General features: G+C 72.1%; 12 protein-coding genes and 1 pseudogene. 7 read left to right on the top strand and 6 right to left on the bottom strand.

Features of this window, described 5'->3' with window-relative positions:
• Positions 1 to 171 precede the first annotated feature (171 nt).
• Positions 172 to 693: pseudogene (locus tag EAO71_RS12160) on the top strand (GNAT family N-acetyltransferase); the annotation flags it as partial.
• Between the two features lie 107 nt (positions 694 to 800).
• Here the strand turns inward: EAO71_RS12160 and EAO71_RS12155 are convergent.
• Complete coding sequence (locus EAO71_RS12155; RefSeq protein ID WP_147977739.1) at positions 801 to 1,232, bottom strand: VOC family protein; 432 nt, start codon at positions 1,230 to 1,232, stop codon at positions 801 to 803.
• Complete coding sequence (locus tag EAO71_RS12150; RefSeq protein ID WP_147977738.1) at positions 1,229 to 1,744, bottom strand: pyridoxamine 5'-phosphate oxidase family protein; 516 nt, start codon at positions 1,742 to 1,744, stop codon at positions 1,229 to 1,231. The genes EAO71_RS12155 and EAO71_RS12150 overlap by 4 nt, the downstream gene beginning before the upstream one ends.
• A 278-nt stretch (positions 1,745 to 2,022) precedes the next feature.
• On the opposite strand from EAO71_RS12150, the gene EAO71_RS12145 reads away from it, so the two are divergent.
• Complete coding sequence (locus EAO71_RS12145; protein ID WP_147977737.1) at positions 2,023 to 5,013, top strand: bifunctional [glutamine synthetase] adenylyltransferase/[glutamine synthetase]-adenylyl-L-tyrosine phosphorylase; 2,991 nt, start codon at positions 2,023 to 2,025, stop codon at positions 5,011 to 5,013.
• A 19-nt stretch (positions 5,014 to 5,032) separates the two neighbouring features.
• Here the strand turns inward: EAO71_RS12145 and EAO71_RS12140 are convergent, their stop codons facing one another.
• Positions 5,033 to 5,656: a TetR/AcrR family transcriptional regulator gene (locus EAO71_RS12140; RefSeq protein ID WP_147977736.1), complete on the bottom strand. Its 624-nt coding sequence runs from the start codon at positions 5,654 to 5,656 to the stop codon at positions 5,033 to 5,035.
• 120 nt (positions 5,657 to 5,776) lie between these two features.
• On the opposite strand from EAO71_RS12140, the gene EAO71_RS12135 reads away from it, so the two are divergent.
• Together EAO71_RS12135 and EAO71_RS12130 are read left to right on the top strand one after the other, a co-directional pair.
• The gene (locus EAO71_RS12135; protein ID WP_147977735.1) at positions 5,777 to 7,333 is read left to right on the top strand and encodes an APC family permease; all 1,557 of its coding nucleotides are present in this window, start codon (positions 5,777 to 5,779) and stop codon (positions 7,331 to 7,333) included.
• The gene (locus tag EAO71_RS12130; protein WP_147977734.1) at positions 7,243 to 8,811 is read left to right on the top strand and encodes an amidohydrolase; all 1,569 of its coding nucleotides are present in this window, start codon (positions 7,243 to 7,245) and stop codon (positions 8,809 to 8,811) included. The genes EAO71_RS12135 and EAO71_RS12130 overlap by 91 nt, the downstream gene beginning before the upstream one ends.
• Here EAO71_RS12130 and EAO71_RS12125 read toward each other — a convergent pair.
• The 3 genes from EAO71_RS12125 to EAO71_RS12115 form a co-directional block, all read right to left on the bottom strand.
• Complete coding sequence (locus tag EAO71_RS12125) at positions 8,795 to 9,793, bottom strand: phosphatase PAP2 family protein (protein ID WP_147977733.1); 999 nt, start codon at positions 9,791 to 9,793, stop codon at positions 8,795 to 8,797. The genes EAO71_RS12130 and EAO71_RS12125 overlap by 17 nt on opposite strands.
• A 103-nt stretch (positions 9,794 to 9,896) precedes the next feature.
• Positions 9,897 to 10,925 (bottom strand): LacI family DNA-binding transcriptional regulator, encoded by a 1,029-nt coding sequence (locus EAO71_RS12120; RefSeq protein ID WP_147977732.1) that lies wholly within the window; start codon positions 10,923 to 10,925, stop codon positions 9,897 to 9,899.
• Between the two features lie 25 nt (positions 10,926 to 10,950).
• Complete coding sequence (locus EAO71_RS12115; protein WP_147977731.1) at positions 10,951 to 12,681, bottom strand: glycoside hydrolase family 13 protein; 1,731 nt, start codon at positions 12,679 to 12,681, stop codon at positions 10,951 to 10,953.
• Between the two features lie 336 nt (positions 12,682 to 13,017).
• Here EAO71_RS12115 and EAO71_RS12110 point away from each other — a divergent pair, with 336 nt between their 5' ends.
• From EAO71_RS12110 to EAO71_RS12100, 3 genes are all read left to right on the top strand, one after another.
• Positions 13,018 to 14,298: an extracellular solute-binding protein gene (locus tag EAO71_RS12110; RefSeq protein ID WP_147977730.1), complete on the top strand. Its 1,281-nt coding sequence runs from the start codon at positions 13,018 to 13,020 to the stop codon at positions 14,296 to 14,298.
• A gap of 20 nt (positions 14,299 to 14,318) precedes the next feature.
• Positions 14,319 to 15,332 (top strand): carbohydrate ABC transporter permease, encoded by a 1,014-nt coding sequence (locus tag EAO71_RS12105; RefSeq protein ID WP_147977729.1) that lies wholly within the window; start codon positions 14,319 to 14,321, stop codon positions 15,330 to 15,332.
• Positions 15,326 to 16,217 (top strand): sugar ABC transporter permease (locus EAO71_RS12100; protein ID WP_147979251.1); only part of this gene is annotated, 892 nt, incomplete at its 3' end. The genes EAO71_RS12105 and EAO71_RS12100, both read left to right, overlap by 7 nt.

Below are 16,217 nucleotides of genomic sequence, written 5' to 3'. Positions count from 1 at the left end.
ATCCAGGCGACCCCGTCCTGCTCGACGCGCTCGGCGCCACGGCCGACCCGGATCTGGCCCTGCGCGGCCTGGTCCGGCTCGTCGAGGCGCAGCACGACGACGAGCGGCAGACCCCGGCTGCCATGACGGGCGGCCGAGGGGCGGGCAACCGGCACGCGTCCGAACGGGGCGGTGCGGCGGACGCCGTGGGGCGCCGAGTGGCCGGGAAAGGTCTTTGACCGCCGCCCGGTGCTGTCCGACACTGCCCCGGTGAAGACCGACAAGGGCAACGCGCCCCTACGGACCGAGCGGCTGACGCTGCATCCCCTCACCCCCGCCGAGGCCGAACGGATCGTCAACGGGACGCCGGGCGCCGGGGACCGCTGGGGACGCGGCTACCCGTCCGACGGGGACGTGGCCGGGGCCTCCGGCTACCTCCGCGTGCGGGCGGACCACGGCGATCTCGGCGTGTTCGGGGCGTACGAGATACGGCGGCGCGAGGACGGGGAGGCGGTCGGCGGGATCGGTTTCCACGGGCCGCCGGACGACGAGCGCTTCGTGACCGTCGGTTACGGGCTGACCGAGGCCGTCCGCGGTCAGGGCTACGCCCGCGAGGCGCTGATGGAGCTGATCCGGGTCGCCGGCGAGGCCGGKGCGGCCGGGGTGAAGGGCGACGCCGACCTCGGGAACGTCGCCTCCCAGCGGGTGATGGAGGCCGCGGGCATGCTCTTCGTCCGCGAGGACGAGCAACTGCGCCACTACCGGCTCGCGTTCCCCGCGGCCGGTGCGTGCCCCCCGGMCGCMCCGGCCTCGCCGCGGGATCAGCGCTCCGACAGCTCCGACGGCGCCTCCTGGACCACCCAGCCGTTGCCGTCGGGGTCCTCGAAGGACATGAACGAGTTCCAGGTGTCGCCCTTGCCGTCCTCCCAGCCCGTCGCGCCCACGTGACGGATGGGGGAGACGTCCACGCCCCGGTCGAGGAGTTCGGCGCGGGCCGCCTCGATGTCCGTGACGCAGATCTGCAGACCGTGCAGGGTGCCGGGCGCCATGCTCCGCGTCCCCGGGGCGCCCGGCATGCCCGACAGCATGGCGATCGAGCAGCGCGAGCCCGGCGGGGTCACCTGGATGATCCGCATCCCGGGCGCCACCTCGTCGTCGAGGTCGATCTTGAAACCGCACCGGTCACCGTAGAACTCCTTCGCCCGGTCCATGTCGGTGACGGGGACGGGGACGACTTCGAGCGTCCAGTTCATCGAGAGTCTCCTTGGAATCGCCAGCGGGTCTGGCCGAACGGCTCGCCCTTGGCGAAGCCGAACGCCGTACGGGGCGCCACCGCGAACACCAGGGCGGTCCCACCGTCGCCCACGAACGCGCCGTCGCGCACGGCGAAACGCCAGTCCGGGCCGTACTTCCCGACGTAGGCGTCCGCGAGCGCCCGGAGCCGCTCCTCGTCCGTCACCCGGACGGCTTCCCCTTCGATCACCAGGTCGAATCCCTCGGTCAGACCGTTCGTCCCGGTGGTGAGGACGACCTCGCGGTGGACCGCCAGGTTGCGCGCCTTGCGTTCGTCGGGACCGGTGCAGAAGTGCAGCGCGCCCTCCGACCAGACCGCGATGAGCGGGGTGACGTGCGGGCGGCCGTCCGGCCGGACCGTGGTCAGCCAGAACACCTCGGCCGCGGTGAGCCGGGCGACGGCCGCCGGCCAGTCCGCGGCGTGGGCCTTCGGGTCGCTGTAGCGGGCGTCCAGGGAGGTCTCGATCGGCACGGGGTGCCCCTCTCGTCGAGCGGTGTCACGCCTTCAGTGACGCAGACCGTGCCCGGGCGCGAAACTCATCGCCGCCGTTCGGGGCCCCACGGGCATGCCTTGCGGAGCACGCCGAGCCGGGCAGGATCCGCAGCACGACCCTCGGGGGCAGGCACGCCGCCACCGCCGTCCGCCGCACCCCCGATCCCGGGCTCCACGCCACGCGCTCCCGGGGCGACCCCGGCACCCGCTCCGGATAGGCTCGATCGAGGGACATCGACGGCGGAGGGAACGGCGGAATGACGGTGCCGGGACGCAGGAGCAGTACCTTCTCACGGCTGCTGCGACACGGGTTCACCGATCCGTCCGGGGCCGAGCGGCTGCTCGACCTGCCCGAGCTGGCCGCACTGCGCGGCGACCCCGTCCTGCTCGACGCGCTCGGCGCCACGGCCGACCCGGATCTGGCCCTGCGCGGCCTGGTCCGGCTCGTCGAGGCGCAGCACGACGACGAGCGGCAGACCCTCACCGCCACGCTGCTCGCGGCCAAGCCCTTCCGGGACCGGCTGCTCGGTGTCCTCGGCACCTCCGAGGCGCTCGGCGACCACCTCGCCCGCCACCCGCACGACTGGCAGACGCTCGTCACCTACGAGGCGACCGATCTGCACCCCGGGGTGGCCGAGTTCGAGCAGGGACTGGCCGAGGCGACGGACCCGGTCACCCTCCGGGTCGCCTACCGCCGCTGCCTCCTCGCGATAGCGGCCCGGGACGTCTGCGGCACCATCGACGTCGCCCAGACCGCCGCCGAACTGGCCGACCTCGCCACCGCCACCCTGCGGGCCGCCCTCGCCATCGCCCGCACCGCCGCCCCGGTCGACGCGGCCCAGTGCCGGCTCGCCGTCATCGCGATGGGCAAGTGCGGCGGCCACGAGCTCAACTACGTGTCCGACGTCGACGTGATCTTCGTCGGCGAGCCCGTCGAGGGCGCCGACGAGGGCAAGGCGATCCAGGCCGCGACCCGCCTCGCCTCGCATCTGATGCGGATCTGCTCGGAGACCACCGTCGAGGGCACCATCTGGCCCGTCGACGCCAACCTCCGCCCCGAGGGCCGCAACGGCCCGCTCGTCCGCACCCTCTCCTCCCATCTCGCCTACTACCAGCGCTGGGCCAAGACCTGGGAGTTCCAGGCACTGCTCAAGGCCCGTGCGGTGGCCGGGGACCCGGAGCTGGGCGCCGACTACATCGACGCCGTCTCCCCCCTCGTCTGGCAGGCCGCCGAGCGGGAGAACTTCGTCCCCGACGTGCAGAAGATGCGCCGGCGGGTCGTCGACAACATCCCCGCCGCACAGGTCGAACGCGAACTGAAGCTCGGGCCCGGCGGCCTGCGGGACGTCGAGTTCGCCGTCCAGCTCCTGCAGTTGGTGCACGGCCGCGGCGACGCCACCCTGCACAGCGGCACCACCCTCGACGCGCTGGGGGCGCTCGCCGCCGGCGGCTACGTCGGCCGCGCCGACGCGGCGCAGCTCGACGACGCGTACCGCTTCCTGCGGGCCATGGAACACCGCATCCAGCTCTACCGGCTGCGCCGCACCCATCTCGTGCCGGAGGACGAGACGGATCTGCGCCGCCTCGGCCGCTCGCTCGGCCTGCGCACGGACCCGGTCGCCGAGCTCAACAAGGAGTGGCGGCGGCACGCCTCGGTCGTCCGGCGGCTGCACGAGAAGATCTTCTACCGGCCGCTGCTCGACGCCGTCGCCCAGCTCACCCCCGGCGAGACCCGGCTCAGCCCCAAGGCCGCCGGTCAGCGCCTGGAGGCGCTCGGCTACGCCGATCCCGTCGCCGCGCTGCGCCATCTGGAGGCGCTCGCCTCGGGCGTGACCCGCAAGGCCGCGATCCAGCGGACGCTGCTGCCCGTGCTGCTCGGCTGGTTCGCCGACTCGGCCGACCCGGACGCCGGACTGCTGGGCTTCCGCAGGGTCTCCGACGCGCTCGGCAAGACCCCCTGGTACCTGCGGCTGCTGCGCGACGAGGGGGCGGCGGCGGAGAACCTCGCCCGCGTCCTGTCCGCCGGGCGGCTCGCCCCCGACCTGCTGCTGCGGGCCCCCGAGGCGGTCGCGATCCTGGGCGACCCGGAGGGGCTCCGGCCGCGCGGGCGTGAGCACCTGGAACAGGAGGTCCTGGCGGCGGTCGGCCGGGCCGACGGGGCCGAGCAGGCGGTCGCGGCGGCCCGCGGCGTACGGCGCCGGGAGCTGTTCCGTACCGCCGCGGCCGATCTCATCGCCTCCTACGGAACCGAGGAGAGCGCCCGCGAGACGGACCCCGGCGCGCTGGTCGACCAGGTCGGCCGGGCCGTCACCGACCTCAACGCGGCGGCGATCGCGGGGGCGTTGCGCGCGGCCGTGCGGGCCGAGTGGGGCGACACGCTGCCGACCCGGTTCGCGGTGATCGGCATGGGCCGCTTCGGCGGCCACGAACTGGGCTACGGCTCCGACGCCGACGTCCTGTTCGTGCACGAGCCCCGCGAGGGCGTCGACGAGCAGGAGGCCGCCCGGGCCGCCAACCGGATCGTCACGGAGATGCGTCGCCTGCTCCAACTCCCCACCACCGACCCGCCGTTGCTGATCGACGCCGACCTCCGTCCGGAAGGCAAGAGCGGGCCGCTGGTCCGTACGCTGAAGTCGTACGAGGCCTACTACCACCGCTGGGCGCTCGTCTGGGAGAGCCAGGCCCTGCTGCGCGCCGACCCGCTGGCCGGCGACATGGAGCTGGGGCGGCGGTTCATCGAGATGGTCGACCCGCTGCGCTATCCGGCCGAGGGTCTGGGGGAGGACGCGGTCCGCGAGATCCGCCGCCTCAAGGCCCGGATGGAGACCGAACGCATGCCGCGCGGCGCCGACCCCACGCTGCACGCGAAGCTCGGCCGCGGCGGTCTCAGCGACGTGGAATGGACCGTCCAGCTCCTCCAGATGCGCCACGGCTGGGTCGAGCCCGGCCTGCGGACCACCCGCACCCGCGAGGCGCTGGCCGCCGCCCACGCCGCCGGGCTGATCCCCACGGAGGAGGCGCAGACCCTGGACGAGGCCTGGGTGCTGGCGACCCGCGTCCGCAACGCGGTGATGCTGGTGCGCGGCCGGCCGGGCGACACCTTCCCCTCGGACGGGCGTGAACTGGCCGCGGTCGGACGGTACCTGGGCTACGAGCCCGGGCACGTCGGCGAGATGGTCGACGACTACCGCCGGATCACCCGGCGGGCCCGGGCGGTGATGGAGGAACTGTTCTACGGGGCGGCCTGAGAGCCGTCCCGGTCGGCCCTCAGGGGAGGACCTCCTCGGTGGCCTCCAGCAGCGCACGGCAGTGCGCCAGGAACGCCTCCAGCGCCAGCTCGAAGGCCGCGTCCGCGCGGTCCGGGCCCGTCGCCGCCAGGGCCCGGGCCAGGCGCGGGGTCGTCGTGTCGTCGGGCAGCTCCCACATCGTCTCGGGGGCGGCCAGGTCGAGGGCCGAGCCGAGCACCAGGTTCTCCAGCGCGACCAGCACGGTCATCACGTCGGCCGTCCCGAAGCCGGCGTCGAGCAGCCGGCCGACGGCGCGTTCGTACTGGGCGAGCACCTTCGGGGCGCGCACGGGCGAGGTCATCAGCAGGGGGATGGCCCGCGGATGCGCGGCGAAGGCGGAGCGGTAGGAGCGGGCCCAGGCCGCCATCGCCGTGTCCCAGGGCTCCAGATCGATGGTGTCGCCGTCGATCGCGTCCGCGACCCGCTCCCGCATCAGCTCGACGACCCCGCTCCGGCCGTCCACGTGGTGGTACAGCGAACCGGTCTGCACGCCGAGTGCCCGGGCGATCTGAGGGACGCTGAACTCCCCCTGGGCGTCTACGAGTCGGAGTGCCTCGGTGGTGATGCGCGCCCGGTCGATCAGGGGTGTCCGCGGCCGTCCCATGTTCCCGCTCTCTCGAAGAGGTCTTCCCGTACGTCGCCTCGGAGGCTACATTGCCGCAAACCGAAAGGCTTTAGGTTTCTGCCCCCTCCGCCCCGCCGTAGCAGAAGGGCCTCCCCTTCCATGCCCGCAACCCAGTCCCCGGACGAACCCCCTGGCCTGAGAACCGGCACCCTCACCACCGCCGACATCTCGTTCTTCGTCGTCTCCGCCGCCGCCCCGCTCACCGTGATGGCCGGCGTCGCCCCGATCGCCCTCGTCCTCGGCGGCATCGGCGCCCCCGCCGGCTACCTGCTCGCCGGCATCACCCTCGCGGTCTTCGCCGTCGGGTTCACCACCATGAGCCGCCACGTCAGGAGCGGCGGCGCCTTCTACGCGTACATCAGCCGCGGCCTCGGCAAACCCGTCGGCATCGCCGCCGCCCTGCTGGCCATGCTCGGCTACAACGGCATGGAGATCGGTGTCTACGGACTCCTCGGCACCGCCACCGCCGACACCGCGCACGCCCTGTGGGGCGCGGACGTCCCCTGGCTGCCCGTCTCCCTCGCCGGCCTGCTGCTCGTCTGGTACGGCGGCTTCCGCTCGATCGACTTCGGCGCCAAGGTCCTCGGCGTCCTGCTCCTGGCCGAGACCGGCATCCTGGTCCTGCTGGCCGTCGGCGTCCTCGCCGAGGGCGGCGCCGACGGCCTCTCCCTGGCCTCGTTCGCCCCGGCCCACGTCCTCGTCCCCGGCACCGCCGCCGTGCTCGCCTTCGCGTTCTCCGCGTTCACCGGCTTCGAGTCCACCGTGATCTACCGCCGCGAGGCCCGCGACCCCGACCGGACGATCCCGCGGGCCACCTACATCGCGGTCGGCTTCCTCGGCGTCTTCTACGCCTTCGTCGTCTGGACGGTCATCCAGGCGTTCGGCGACGACGCCGTGGTCCGGGCCGCGGCGGACGACACCGGCGGGCTGTTCTTCTCCGCCATCACCGTCTACGTCGGCGCCTGGGCGGCGGACCTGATGCACGTCTTCATCGTCACCAGCGTCATCGCCTCCCTCCTCGCCTTCCACAACGCCATCAACCGCTACGGCCTCGCCCTCGCCGAGGAGGGCGTCCTCCCCGCCGCGCTCGGCCGGATCCACCCCCGGCACCGCTCCCCGTACGTGGCGGGCGCCCTCCAGACCGTGCTCGGCGCGACGATCGTCCTCGGCTTCGCGGCGGCCGGCGCCGACCCGTACACACAGCTGCTCCTCTGGGTGAACACGCCCGGCATGATGGGCCTGATGGCGCTCATGCTGCTCGCCGCGATCGCCGTGGTGGTCCACTTCCGGCGCGTGCCGCACGACGAGGGCGCCCTGCGCACGCTCGTCGCCCCGGTCATCGCCACGGTGCTGCTCGCCGTCGCGATCTGCCTGGTCGCCTCCAAGGTCGCGCTGTTCACCGGCGCCTCCCCGCTGGTCAACACCGTCCTCGTCACCCTCGTCCCCGCCGTCTTCCTCCTCGGGCTGCTCCTCGCGCACCGGCTGCGCCGCACCCGCCCCTGGGTCTACGCCCGCTTCGCCGCCGACCCCGAAGCGCCCGCACCCCGCCAAGGAGAAGCCCCGTCGTGTCCGCACCCGACCTCGTCCTCGTCAACGCCCGCGTCCGCACGCCCGAGCTCACCGGGCACACCGCTGTCGCCGTCCGCGACGGACTGATCGCCGCCGTCGGCGACGACACCGACGCCCGCGGCTGGCGGGGCCCCGGCACCGAGACCGTCGACCTGGGCGGCGCCACCCTCACCCCCGGACTGACCGACGCCCACAGCCACCCCGTCTGGGGCCTGGAGATGTTCACGGGCACCGATCTCTCCGCCGTGCGCGACCTCGACGGGCTGCGGGCCGTCCTCGTCTCGGCCGAGCGCCGGGACGGCTGGATCATCGGAGCCGGCCTCGACCACAACGCCTTCGGCGGCCGCCCCGTCCACCACGACCTGATCGAGGACGTCCTCGGCGGCGCCCCGGCCTGCCTGCGGCTCCACGACGGTCACTCCGTCCTCGTCTCCGCCGCCGCGCTCGAGGCCGCCGGAATCGACGGGCCGCGTGCCTTCGCCGAGCGCTCCGAGATCGTCTGCGACGCCGCGGGCCGGCCCACCGGCCATCTGATCGAGCACGCGGCGATGGACCTGATGACCCCGGTCCTGCCCGCCCTGCCCTACGGGGAACGGCGCGACCGGCTCGTCGGGCTGCTGGACGCCATGGCCGCCACCGGGCTCACCGGGGCCCATGTCATGGACCTCGGCGGCCACGACGTACCGGGGCTGCTCGCCGGGATCGAGGAGGACGGCGACCTGCCGCTACGGCTGCGCCTGGCCCCCTGGTGCATGCCCGGCGCCGACCGGGACGCGCTCGACGGGCTGGTGCGGCTCCAGCGGCGGGCCGGCCGGATGTGGCGGGTCGGCGGAGTGAAGTTCTTCATGGACGGCACGGTCGAGGGCGGCACCGCCTGGCTGGAGCACGCAGACTGCCACGGCCGGGGCACCGACGCCTTCTGGCCCGACCCGGCCGCCTACTCCGCCGCCGTGCGCCACTTCCACGAGGCCGGCACCGGCACCGCCACGCACGCCATCGGCGACGCCGCCGTCCGGCATGTCCTCGACACCGTGGAATCCCTCGGCGCGGGCGGCCCCCGGCACCGGATCGAGCACATCGAGACCGTCCCCGACGAGCAGCTCGGCCGGTTCGCCGCGCTCGGCGTCGTCGCCTCGATGCAACCCCCGCACACCGCCTACACGCGGGCCGACCGGAGCGACGAGTGGTCGCGGCGGCTGGGTGCGGAACGGGCCGCCCGCGCCTGGCGCTGCCGTGACCTGCGCGACGCCGGGGCGTATCTCGCGCTCGGCTCGGACTGGCCCATCGCGCACCACGACGCACGCCAGGTCCTGGCCATCGCACGGGCCCCGCGCGGCGCGGCCTCGGAGCGGACCGGGCTCACCGGCCTGATGGCCTTGGAGGGCATGACGACCCACGCGGCGTTCGCGGCGGGGGAGGAGGCGGTCGCGGGCCGGATCGCACCGGGCCTGCGGGCGGATCTGACGGCGTTCGCCGGGGATCCGGTCGAGGCTCCGGCCGACGAGACGGCGCGGCTGCCCGTCCGGCTCACGGTGGCCGGCGGCCGCGTCACCTACCGGAGCTGACCTTCCGGCCCGTGGAGTCGGCGGGACCCGTGGGCCCCGTGGGGCCGGTCGGTCCGGCCGGGCGGGTGGCACCGGCGGCCGCGGAGTCCGGGGCCGCCGCGGGATCCGTCGCCTCGGCGGCGCGGCCGGCAGCCGCCGGCCCGCCCCGGGCGACCGGCCTCGCCGGCTCCACCAGCTTGGGCAGACCCTGCGGCAGCGAGCCGTACCAGAAGTACGAGACGGCGAAGCCGAAGGCGAGGCAGATCATGCCGCCCACCGCGTCGAGCCAGAAGTGGTTGGCGGTCGCCACGATCACGACCAGGGTCGCCGCCGGGTAGAGCAGGCCGAGGATGCGCGCCCACGGCGCGGAGGCCAGCGCGAAGATGATGAGACCGCACCAGAGCGACCAGCCGATGTGCATCGACGGCATCGCCGCGTACTGGTTCGACATGTGCTTGAGGTTGCCCGAGGCCATCGAGCCCCAGGTGTGGTGCACCAGCACCGTGTCGACGAAGTCCTGGCCGTTCATCAACCGGGGCGGCGCGAGCGGGTACAGGTAGTAACCGACGAGGGCCACACCCGTGGTGGCGAACAGGACCGTGCGGGACGCCGCGTAACGGCCCGGCTGCCATCGGTACAGCCACACCAGCACACCGATGGTGATGACGAAGTGCAGGGTGGCGTAGTAGTAGTTCATCGACACGATCAGCCATGTCACCGAGTTCACGGTGTGGTTGACCGTATGCTCCACGGCGAGGCCGAGCGACTGCTCGACGCGCCAGATCCAGTCGGCGTTCTCGAGCGCCTGGGCCTTCTGCTCCGGTACCGCGTTGCGGATGAGCGAATACGTCCAGTAACTGACGCCGATCAGCAGGACCTCGAACCAGATACGCGGTCGTCGAGGCGTACGGGCGCGCAGCCGCGCGAACCTGCCGTCGTCCGCGATGGGTGACGGGGTGGCGGCCTCCTGGCCTTCCAAACGCTTCACGGTCGATTCACCCATAGGGAGAGAGTCTGCCAGATCCGTTCCCCCCGACCGATCATCCCTCGGTCGGGTACGGGATGCACGCGCTCCGCCTCGCGAAGGATGCGGAGAGCGCCTGGGATCAGGGATTTCTCGGGGTCGGGGCGGAAGCGGTTGAACCGCGAACCACCAGCTCGGGCATGAACACGAACTCGCTGTGCGGAGCCGGGGTGCCCCCGACCTCCTCCAGCAGGGCCCGGACCGCGGCCTGACCCATGGCCTGGACGGGCTGGCGGATCGTGGTCAGCGGGGGATCGGTGAAGGCTATGAGAGGGGAGTCGTCGAAACCGACCACCGAGACGTCCCTCGGCACGTCGAGCCCCTGCTGGCGGGCGGCCCGGATGGCGCCGAGCGCCATCATGTCGCTCGCGCAGACCACGGCCGTGCAGCCCCGGGAGATCAGCGCGCCGGCCGCCGCCTGCCCGCCTTCCAGGGTGTACAGCGAGTGCTGGATCAGCTCCGCGGACTGCTCCGGGTCGAGCCCGAGCCGTTCCCGCATGCCGAGCTGGAAACCCTCGATCTTGCGCAGCACGGGCACGAAGCGCTTGGGCCCCACCGCGAGGCCGATCCGCGTGTGCCCCAGGGCCGCGAGGTGGGTGACCGCCAGCTGCATCGCGGCCCGGTCGTCGGGCGAGACGAAGGGGGCCTGGACCTTGGGCGAGAAGCCGTTGAGCAGGACGTACGGAACGCCCTTGCCGCGCAGCTGGTCGTAGCGGGTCATGTCGGCCGTCGTGTCGGCGTGCAGACCGGAGACGAAGATGATGCCGGAGACCCCGCGCTCGACGAGCATGTCGGTGAGTTCGTCCTCGGTGGACCCGCCGGGGGTCTGTGTGGCGAGGACCGGGGTGTACCCCTGTCGTGTCAGAGCCTGTCCGATGACCTGCGCGAGCGCGGGGAAGATCGGATTGTCCAGTTCGGGGGTTATCAGCCCGACGAGCCCGGCGCTGCGCTGGCGCAGCCGTACCGGGCGCTCGTATCCGAGTACGTCGAGTGCGGCAAGCACGGACTCGCGGGTGGCCGAGGCCACACCGGGCTTGCCGTTGAGCACGCGGCTGACTGTGGCTTCACTGACCCCCGCCTGGGTTGCGATGTCGGCAAGCCGCGCGGTCATGGGGTTGGACTGTACCGGTCGCACGTCAGATTGCCCACCAAACGCAGGACTCGGCCGGAACCCGGACCTTCTCCGCGCCCGGTCCCGCGGCAGGGCCGGACGACGGTTCCCGCGCCGGTGAGGGGAGCACGGGCACGGCCCCGGACGTACCCGGTACGGCCGCGGCCGGCGCGGACCCCGGAGCCGGTCCTGCATCGCTGCCGAGCAGCGGAGATCCCCGCAGCGGCAGGTCCACCGGGTGGGCCGTGGTGTTCAGGGCGACCAGGACGCCGCCGCCCCCACCGCCGCGGCGGAAGACCAGCACCCCCTCGGGGGCGTCCAGCCACTCCACCGCGTCCCCCGCCCCCAGCGCCGGGTGCTCGCGGCGCAGCCGGAGCGCCTCGCGGTAGAGCTCCAGGGTCGAGGCCGGGTCCCCGGTCTGCGCCGCCACACTCAGACCGGCCCACTCGGCGGGCTGCGGGAGCCAGGCACCGGCCGGGCCGAAGCCGTACGAAGGGCCCTCGGACGTCCACGGCAGGGGCACCCGGCAGCCGTCCCGCAGCCCGTCCTGCCCGTCGCCGCGCAGGAACGCCGGGTCCTGCCGGAGCCCGTCGGGGAGGTCGGCGACCTCGGGCAGACCCAGCTCCTCGCCCTGGTACAGGTACACGGAGCCGGGCAGCGCCAGCATGAGCAGCGCCGCCGCGCGGGCCCGCCGCAGGCCCGCGACCGGGTCGCCCGCCCCGTAGCGCGTCGGATGCCGCACGACGTCGTGGTTGGAGAGCACCCACGTCGTCGGCGCCCCCACCTCGGCCGTGGCGCGCAGTGACTCGTCGGCGACCGCGCGCAGCGCGGCCGCGTCCCAGGCGCAGTTGAGGAACTGGAAGTTGAACGCCTGGTGCAGCTCGTCCGGGCGGACGTAGCGGGCCAGCCGCTCCGGCGTCGGCGCCCAGGCCTCCGCGACCCCGATCCGGTCGGGGCCGTACGACTCCAGCAGCCGCCGCCAGCCGCGGTGGATCTCGTGCACCCCGTCCTGGTCGAAGAACGGCAGCCGCTGGATCCCGATCAGCTTCGCCTGCTGCCCGTGGCCGATGTCGGGCAGGCCGGGCGCCTTGACCAKGCCGTGGGCGACGTCGATCCGGAACCCGTCCACCCCCAGATCCAGCCAGAATCGCAGCACGGAGTCGAACTCGGCCCGCACCTCCGCGTTCTCCCAGTTCAGGTCCGGCTGCTCGGGCGCGAACAGGTGCAGGTACCAGGAGCCGTCCTCGACCCGCGTCCACGCCGGCCCGCCGAAGACGGACTCCCAGTCGTTGGGCGGCTCGGCGCCGCCGGGCCCGCGGCCCGGSCGGAAGACGTAGCGGTCCCGGCCCACCCCGGCCCGCGCCGCCTCGAACCAGGGATGCCGCTCCGAGGTGTGGTTGGGSACGAKGTCCACGATGACCTTCAGGCCGAGCCCGTGCGCCGCGCGCACCAGGTCGTCCGCGTCCGCCAGGTCGCCGAAGACCGGGTCGACCGCGCGGTAGTCGGCSACGTCGTAGCCGSCGTCGGCCTGYGGGGAGGCGTAGAACGGSSTGAGCCASACSGCGTCCGCGCCCAGGCGCGCCAGGTGCGGCAGCCGCTCCCGCACCCCGCGCAGGTCGCCGATCCCGTCCCCGTCGCTGTCCGAGAACGAGCGGACGTACACCTGGTAGATGACCGCGTCCCGCCACCATTGCGGGCGGGTGCCGCAAGGACTTGCAGACTGCGGCAACGACGGGGAGGTGAGCTCGTGAGCCATGCGCGGGGTCCCTCTCGCGTGGGCGTCGTACAGGTGTCGTGGTGACAACGACTTCCAAGTCGCCATGAAACGGTCATGCAAGTGCTTGTGGAAAGGCTTGCAGGCCCTTCGGAGTCCCGCAAGACCCCCTCGAATCGCTCTGTCAAGCGACTCGATGGACACCTTCGGGACACGCGGATGTAACGATCCCCGGTCCTTGCAGAAATTTCACGCAAGCTCTTTCGGCTCGTTTTCATCCCTGTTACGTTCCTGGCAACCCGGGGCGCCGCGAGGGAGCGGTCGCATGAGGAAGGTCTTCGCCCCTCGTCCAACCGGGATCTTGTTGAAGGAGTTCACATGCGGCGTGGCATAGCGGCCACCGCGCTGGTCGCGGCCCTGGGCGTCACCCTGGCGGCGTGCGGGAGTGGCGACGGCGGCAACAACGACGGCGGCTCGAAGGGCTCGGGCGAGCTCTCCGGCACCGTCACGTGGTGGGACACCTCCACGGTCGGCAGTGAGGACAAGGTCTTCAAGAAGGTCGCCGAGGACTTCACGAAGAAGTACCCGAAGGTCACTGTCAAGTATGTGAACGTGCCGTTCGGTGAGGCGCAGAACAAGTTCAAGAACGCCGCCCAGTCCGGCTCCGGCGCCCCCGACGTCATCCGTTCCGAGGTCGCCTGGACCCCCGACTTCGCGAACCTGGGCTACCTCGCCCCGCTCGACGGCACCCCGGCGCTGAAGGACGACTCGGACTTCCTCAAGCAGGCCGCCGCGTCGACCAAGTACAACGGCAAGACCTACGCCGTGCCGCAGGTCATCGACTCCATGGGCATCTTCTACAACAAGAAGATCTTCAAGGACGCCGGCGTCGAGGTCCCCAAGACGATCGACGAGCTCAAGACCGTCTCCGCCAAGATCAAGGAGAAGACCGGCAAGACCGGTCTCTACCTGCGCGGCGACGACGCCTACTGGTTCCTCTCCTTCCTCTACGGCGAGGGCGGCGACCTGGTCGACGCCAAGCAGAAGAAGATCACCGTCGACAGCCCCGCCGGCGTCAAGGCCATGAAGACCGTCAAGGACCTCGTGGACTCCAAGGCCGCGATCACCGACGCGACCAACGGCTGGGACAACATGCAGGCCGCCTTCAAGGACGGCAAGGTCGCGATGATGATCAACGGCCCGTGGGCCGTCTCCGACACCTTCGCGGGCAAGGAGTTCGCCGACAAGGCCAACCTCGGCATCGCGCCGGTGCCCGCCGGCTCGGCCGGCCAGGGCGCCCCGCAGGGCGGTCACAACCTCGCCGTCTACGCGGGCTCCAAGAACCTGGACGCCTCGTACGCCTTCACCGAGTACATGACGTCCGCCGAGACCCAGGCCAAGATCGCGACCGAGCTGAGCCTGCTCCCGACGCGTGAGTCCGTCTACGGCAACTCCAAGGTCGCGGGCAACGACATGATCGGCTTCTTCAAGCCGGTCGTCGACAAGGCCGTCGAGCGCCCCTGGATCCCGGAGACCGGCAGCCTCTTCGCCCCGCTGGTGACCGAGTACACCAAGGTCCTCACCGGCCAGACCAGCCCGGAGTCGGGAGCCAAGGCGGCCGGTGACGCCTACCGCAAGCTCCTGAAGGACTGGAAGTAACAAGGAAGGCAGGCCGGCTGATGGCTGTGGACACCAGCAGCCAGTCGGTGGCGAAGGCCGCGGGCGACAACGTCGCCCGCGGCCGGAGCCGCGGTACTGGCACCTCGCGGCGCAAGGCCCGGGGCTCTCTCTCCACCCACTGGTACGCCTGGGCGATGATCGCCCCGGTGACCGTGGTGATCGCCGTGATCATCGGATACCCGCTGATCCGCGGCGTCTACCTGTCGCTCACCGACGCCAACGAGCGCAACGTCGCGCGGAGCATCGGCGTCAACCACATCCCGGCCACCTACGAGTTCGTGGGCCTGGACAACTACGCCGACGCGCTCTCCGGCAACCAGTTCCTCGGCACGCTCGGCTGGACGATGCTGTGGACGGTGTCCTGCGTCTCGGTGACCTTCGCCCTCGGCCTGGCCCTCGCCAACATCCTCAACCGGCGGATCGCCGGCCGCTCCCTCTACCGGATGCTGCTGATCCTGCCCTGGGCCGTACCCGGCTTCGTCTCCGTCTTCGCCTGGCGCTTCCTCTACGACGAGCGCCGCGGCATCCTCAACCAGGTGCTCGCCGGCGGCGGCATCGACGCCGTGCCGTGGCTCAACGACCCCACCTGGGCCAAGTTCTCGGTCATCGCCGTCAACGTCTGGCTCGGCGTGCCGTTCATGATGGTCGCCCTCCTCGGCGGTCTGCAGTCCATCCCCGGTGAGCTCTACGAGGCCGCCGAGATGGACGGCGCGAGCGCCTGGCAGCGCTTCCGGCACATCACGATGCCCGGGCTCCGCTCGGTGTCCACCACCGTGATCCTGCTCAGCACCATCTGGACCTTCAACATGTTCCCGGTGATCTTCCTGCTCACCCGGGGCGGGCCCGGCGAGGCCACCCAGATCCTCGTCACCCAGGCGTACAAGTTCTCCTTCGAGATCAGCCCGCGGGACTTCGCCCAGTCCTCCACCTGGGGCGTCCTGATCCTGGTCCTCCTGATGGTCTTCGCCGCGGTCTACCGGCGAGTCCTCCGCAAGCAGGGAGAAGTCTGGTGACCACCGCAGACACCACCGCCACGCACGGCCCGCGCCGCGGCCGCCGCTCGCCGCTCGCCTCGATCGGGCTGCACACCACGCTCGTCGTGGCCTCCGTGATCGCCGTCTTCCCGGTGCTGTGGGTCTTCCTGACCTCCATCAAGCCCGCGAAGTACGCGACCACGACCGACTTCTTCAAGGAGTCGACCTTCGAGAACTACACGAACCTGCTGAACGACACCCCGTTCCTCACCTGGTTCGGCAACTCGCTGCTCGTCGCCGCCCTGACCACGCTCCTGGGCGTGTTCATCTCGTCGACGACCGGCTACGCCATCAGCCGCTTCCGGTTCCCCGGCAAGCGCGGGCTGATGTGGACGCTGCTGATCACCCAGATGTTCCCGGTCGCCGTCCTGATCGTGCCGATCTACAACATCATGGCGTCGATGGGCCTGCTCAACCAGCCCGCCGGCCTGGTCATCACCTACCTGACCATCGCCGTGCCGTTCTGCGCCTGGATGATGAAGGGCTTCTTCGACACCATCCCCCGCGAGATCGACGAGTCGGGACAGGTCGACGGACTCACCCCCTTCGGCACCTTCTGGCGGCTGATCCTGCCGCTGGCCAAGCCGGGCATCGCGGTGACCGCGTTCTACTCCTTCATCACCGCCTGGGGCGAGGTCGCCTACGCCTCCGCGTTCATGGTCGGGGACGAGAACCTCACCCTCGCCGGCGGTCTGCAGAAGTTCGTCAACCAGTACGGCGCCCAGTGGGGCCCGATGTCCGCGGCCTCCGTGCTCATCGCCATCCCCGCGGCTCTCGTGTTCCTCGTCGCCCAGCGGCACCTGGTGACCGGCATGTCCGCCGGCGAGGGTGAGGTTCTCGTCCCCGACCATGAACGCGGAGGCG

It is taken from the genome of Streptomyces sp. MS191 (genome assembly GCF_008042125.1).
In the GTDB taxonomy this organism is placed as follows: domain Bacteria; phylum Actinomycetota; class Actinomycetes; order Streptomycetales; family Streptomycetaceae; genus Streptomyces.
Note: the sequence above shows the minus strand (reverse complement) of the source record. Positions and strands in the feature narration are given on the sequence as shown.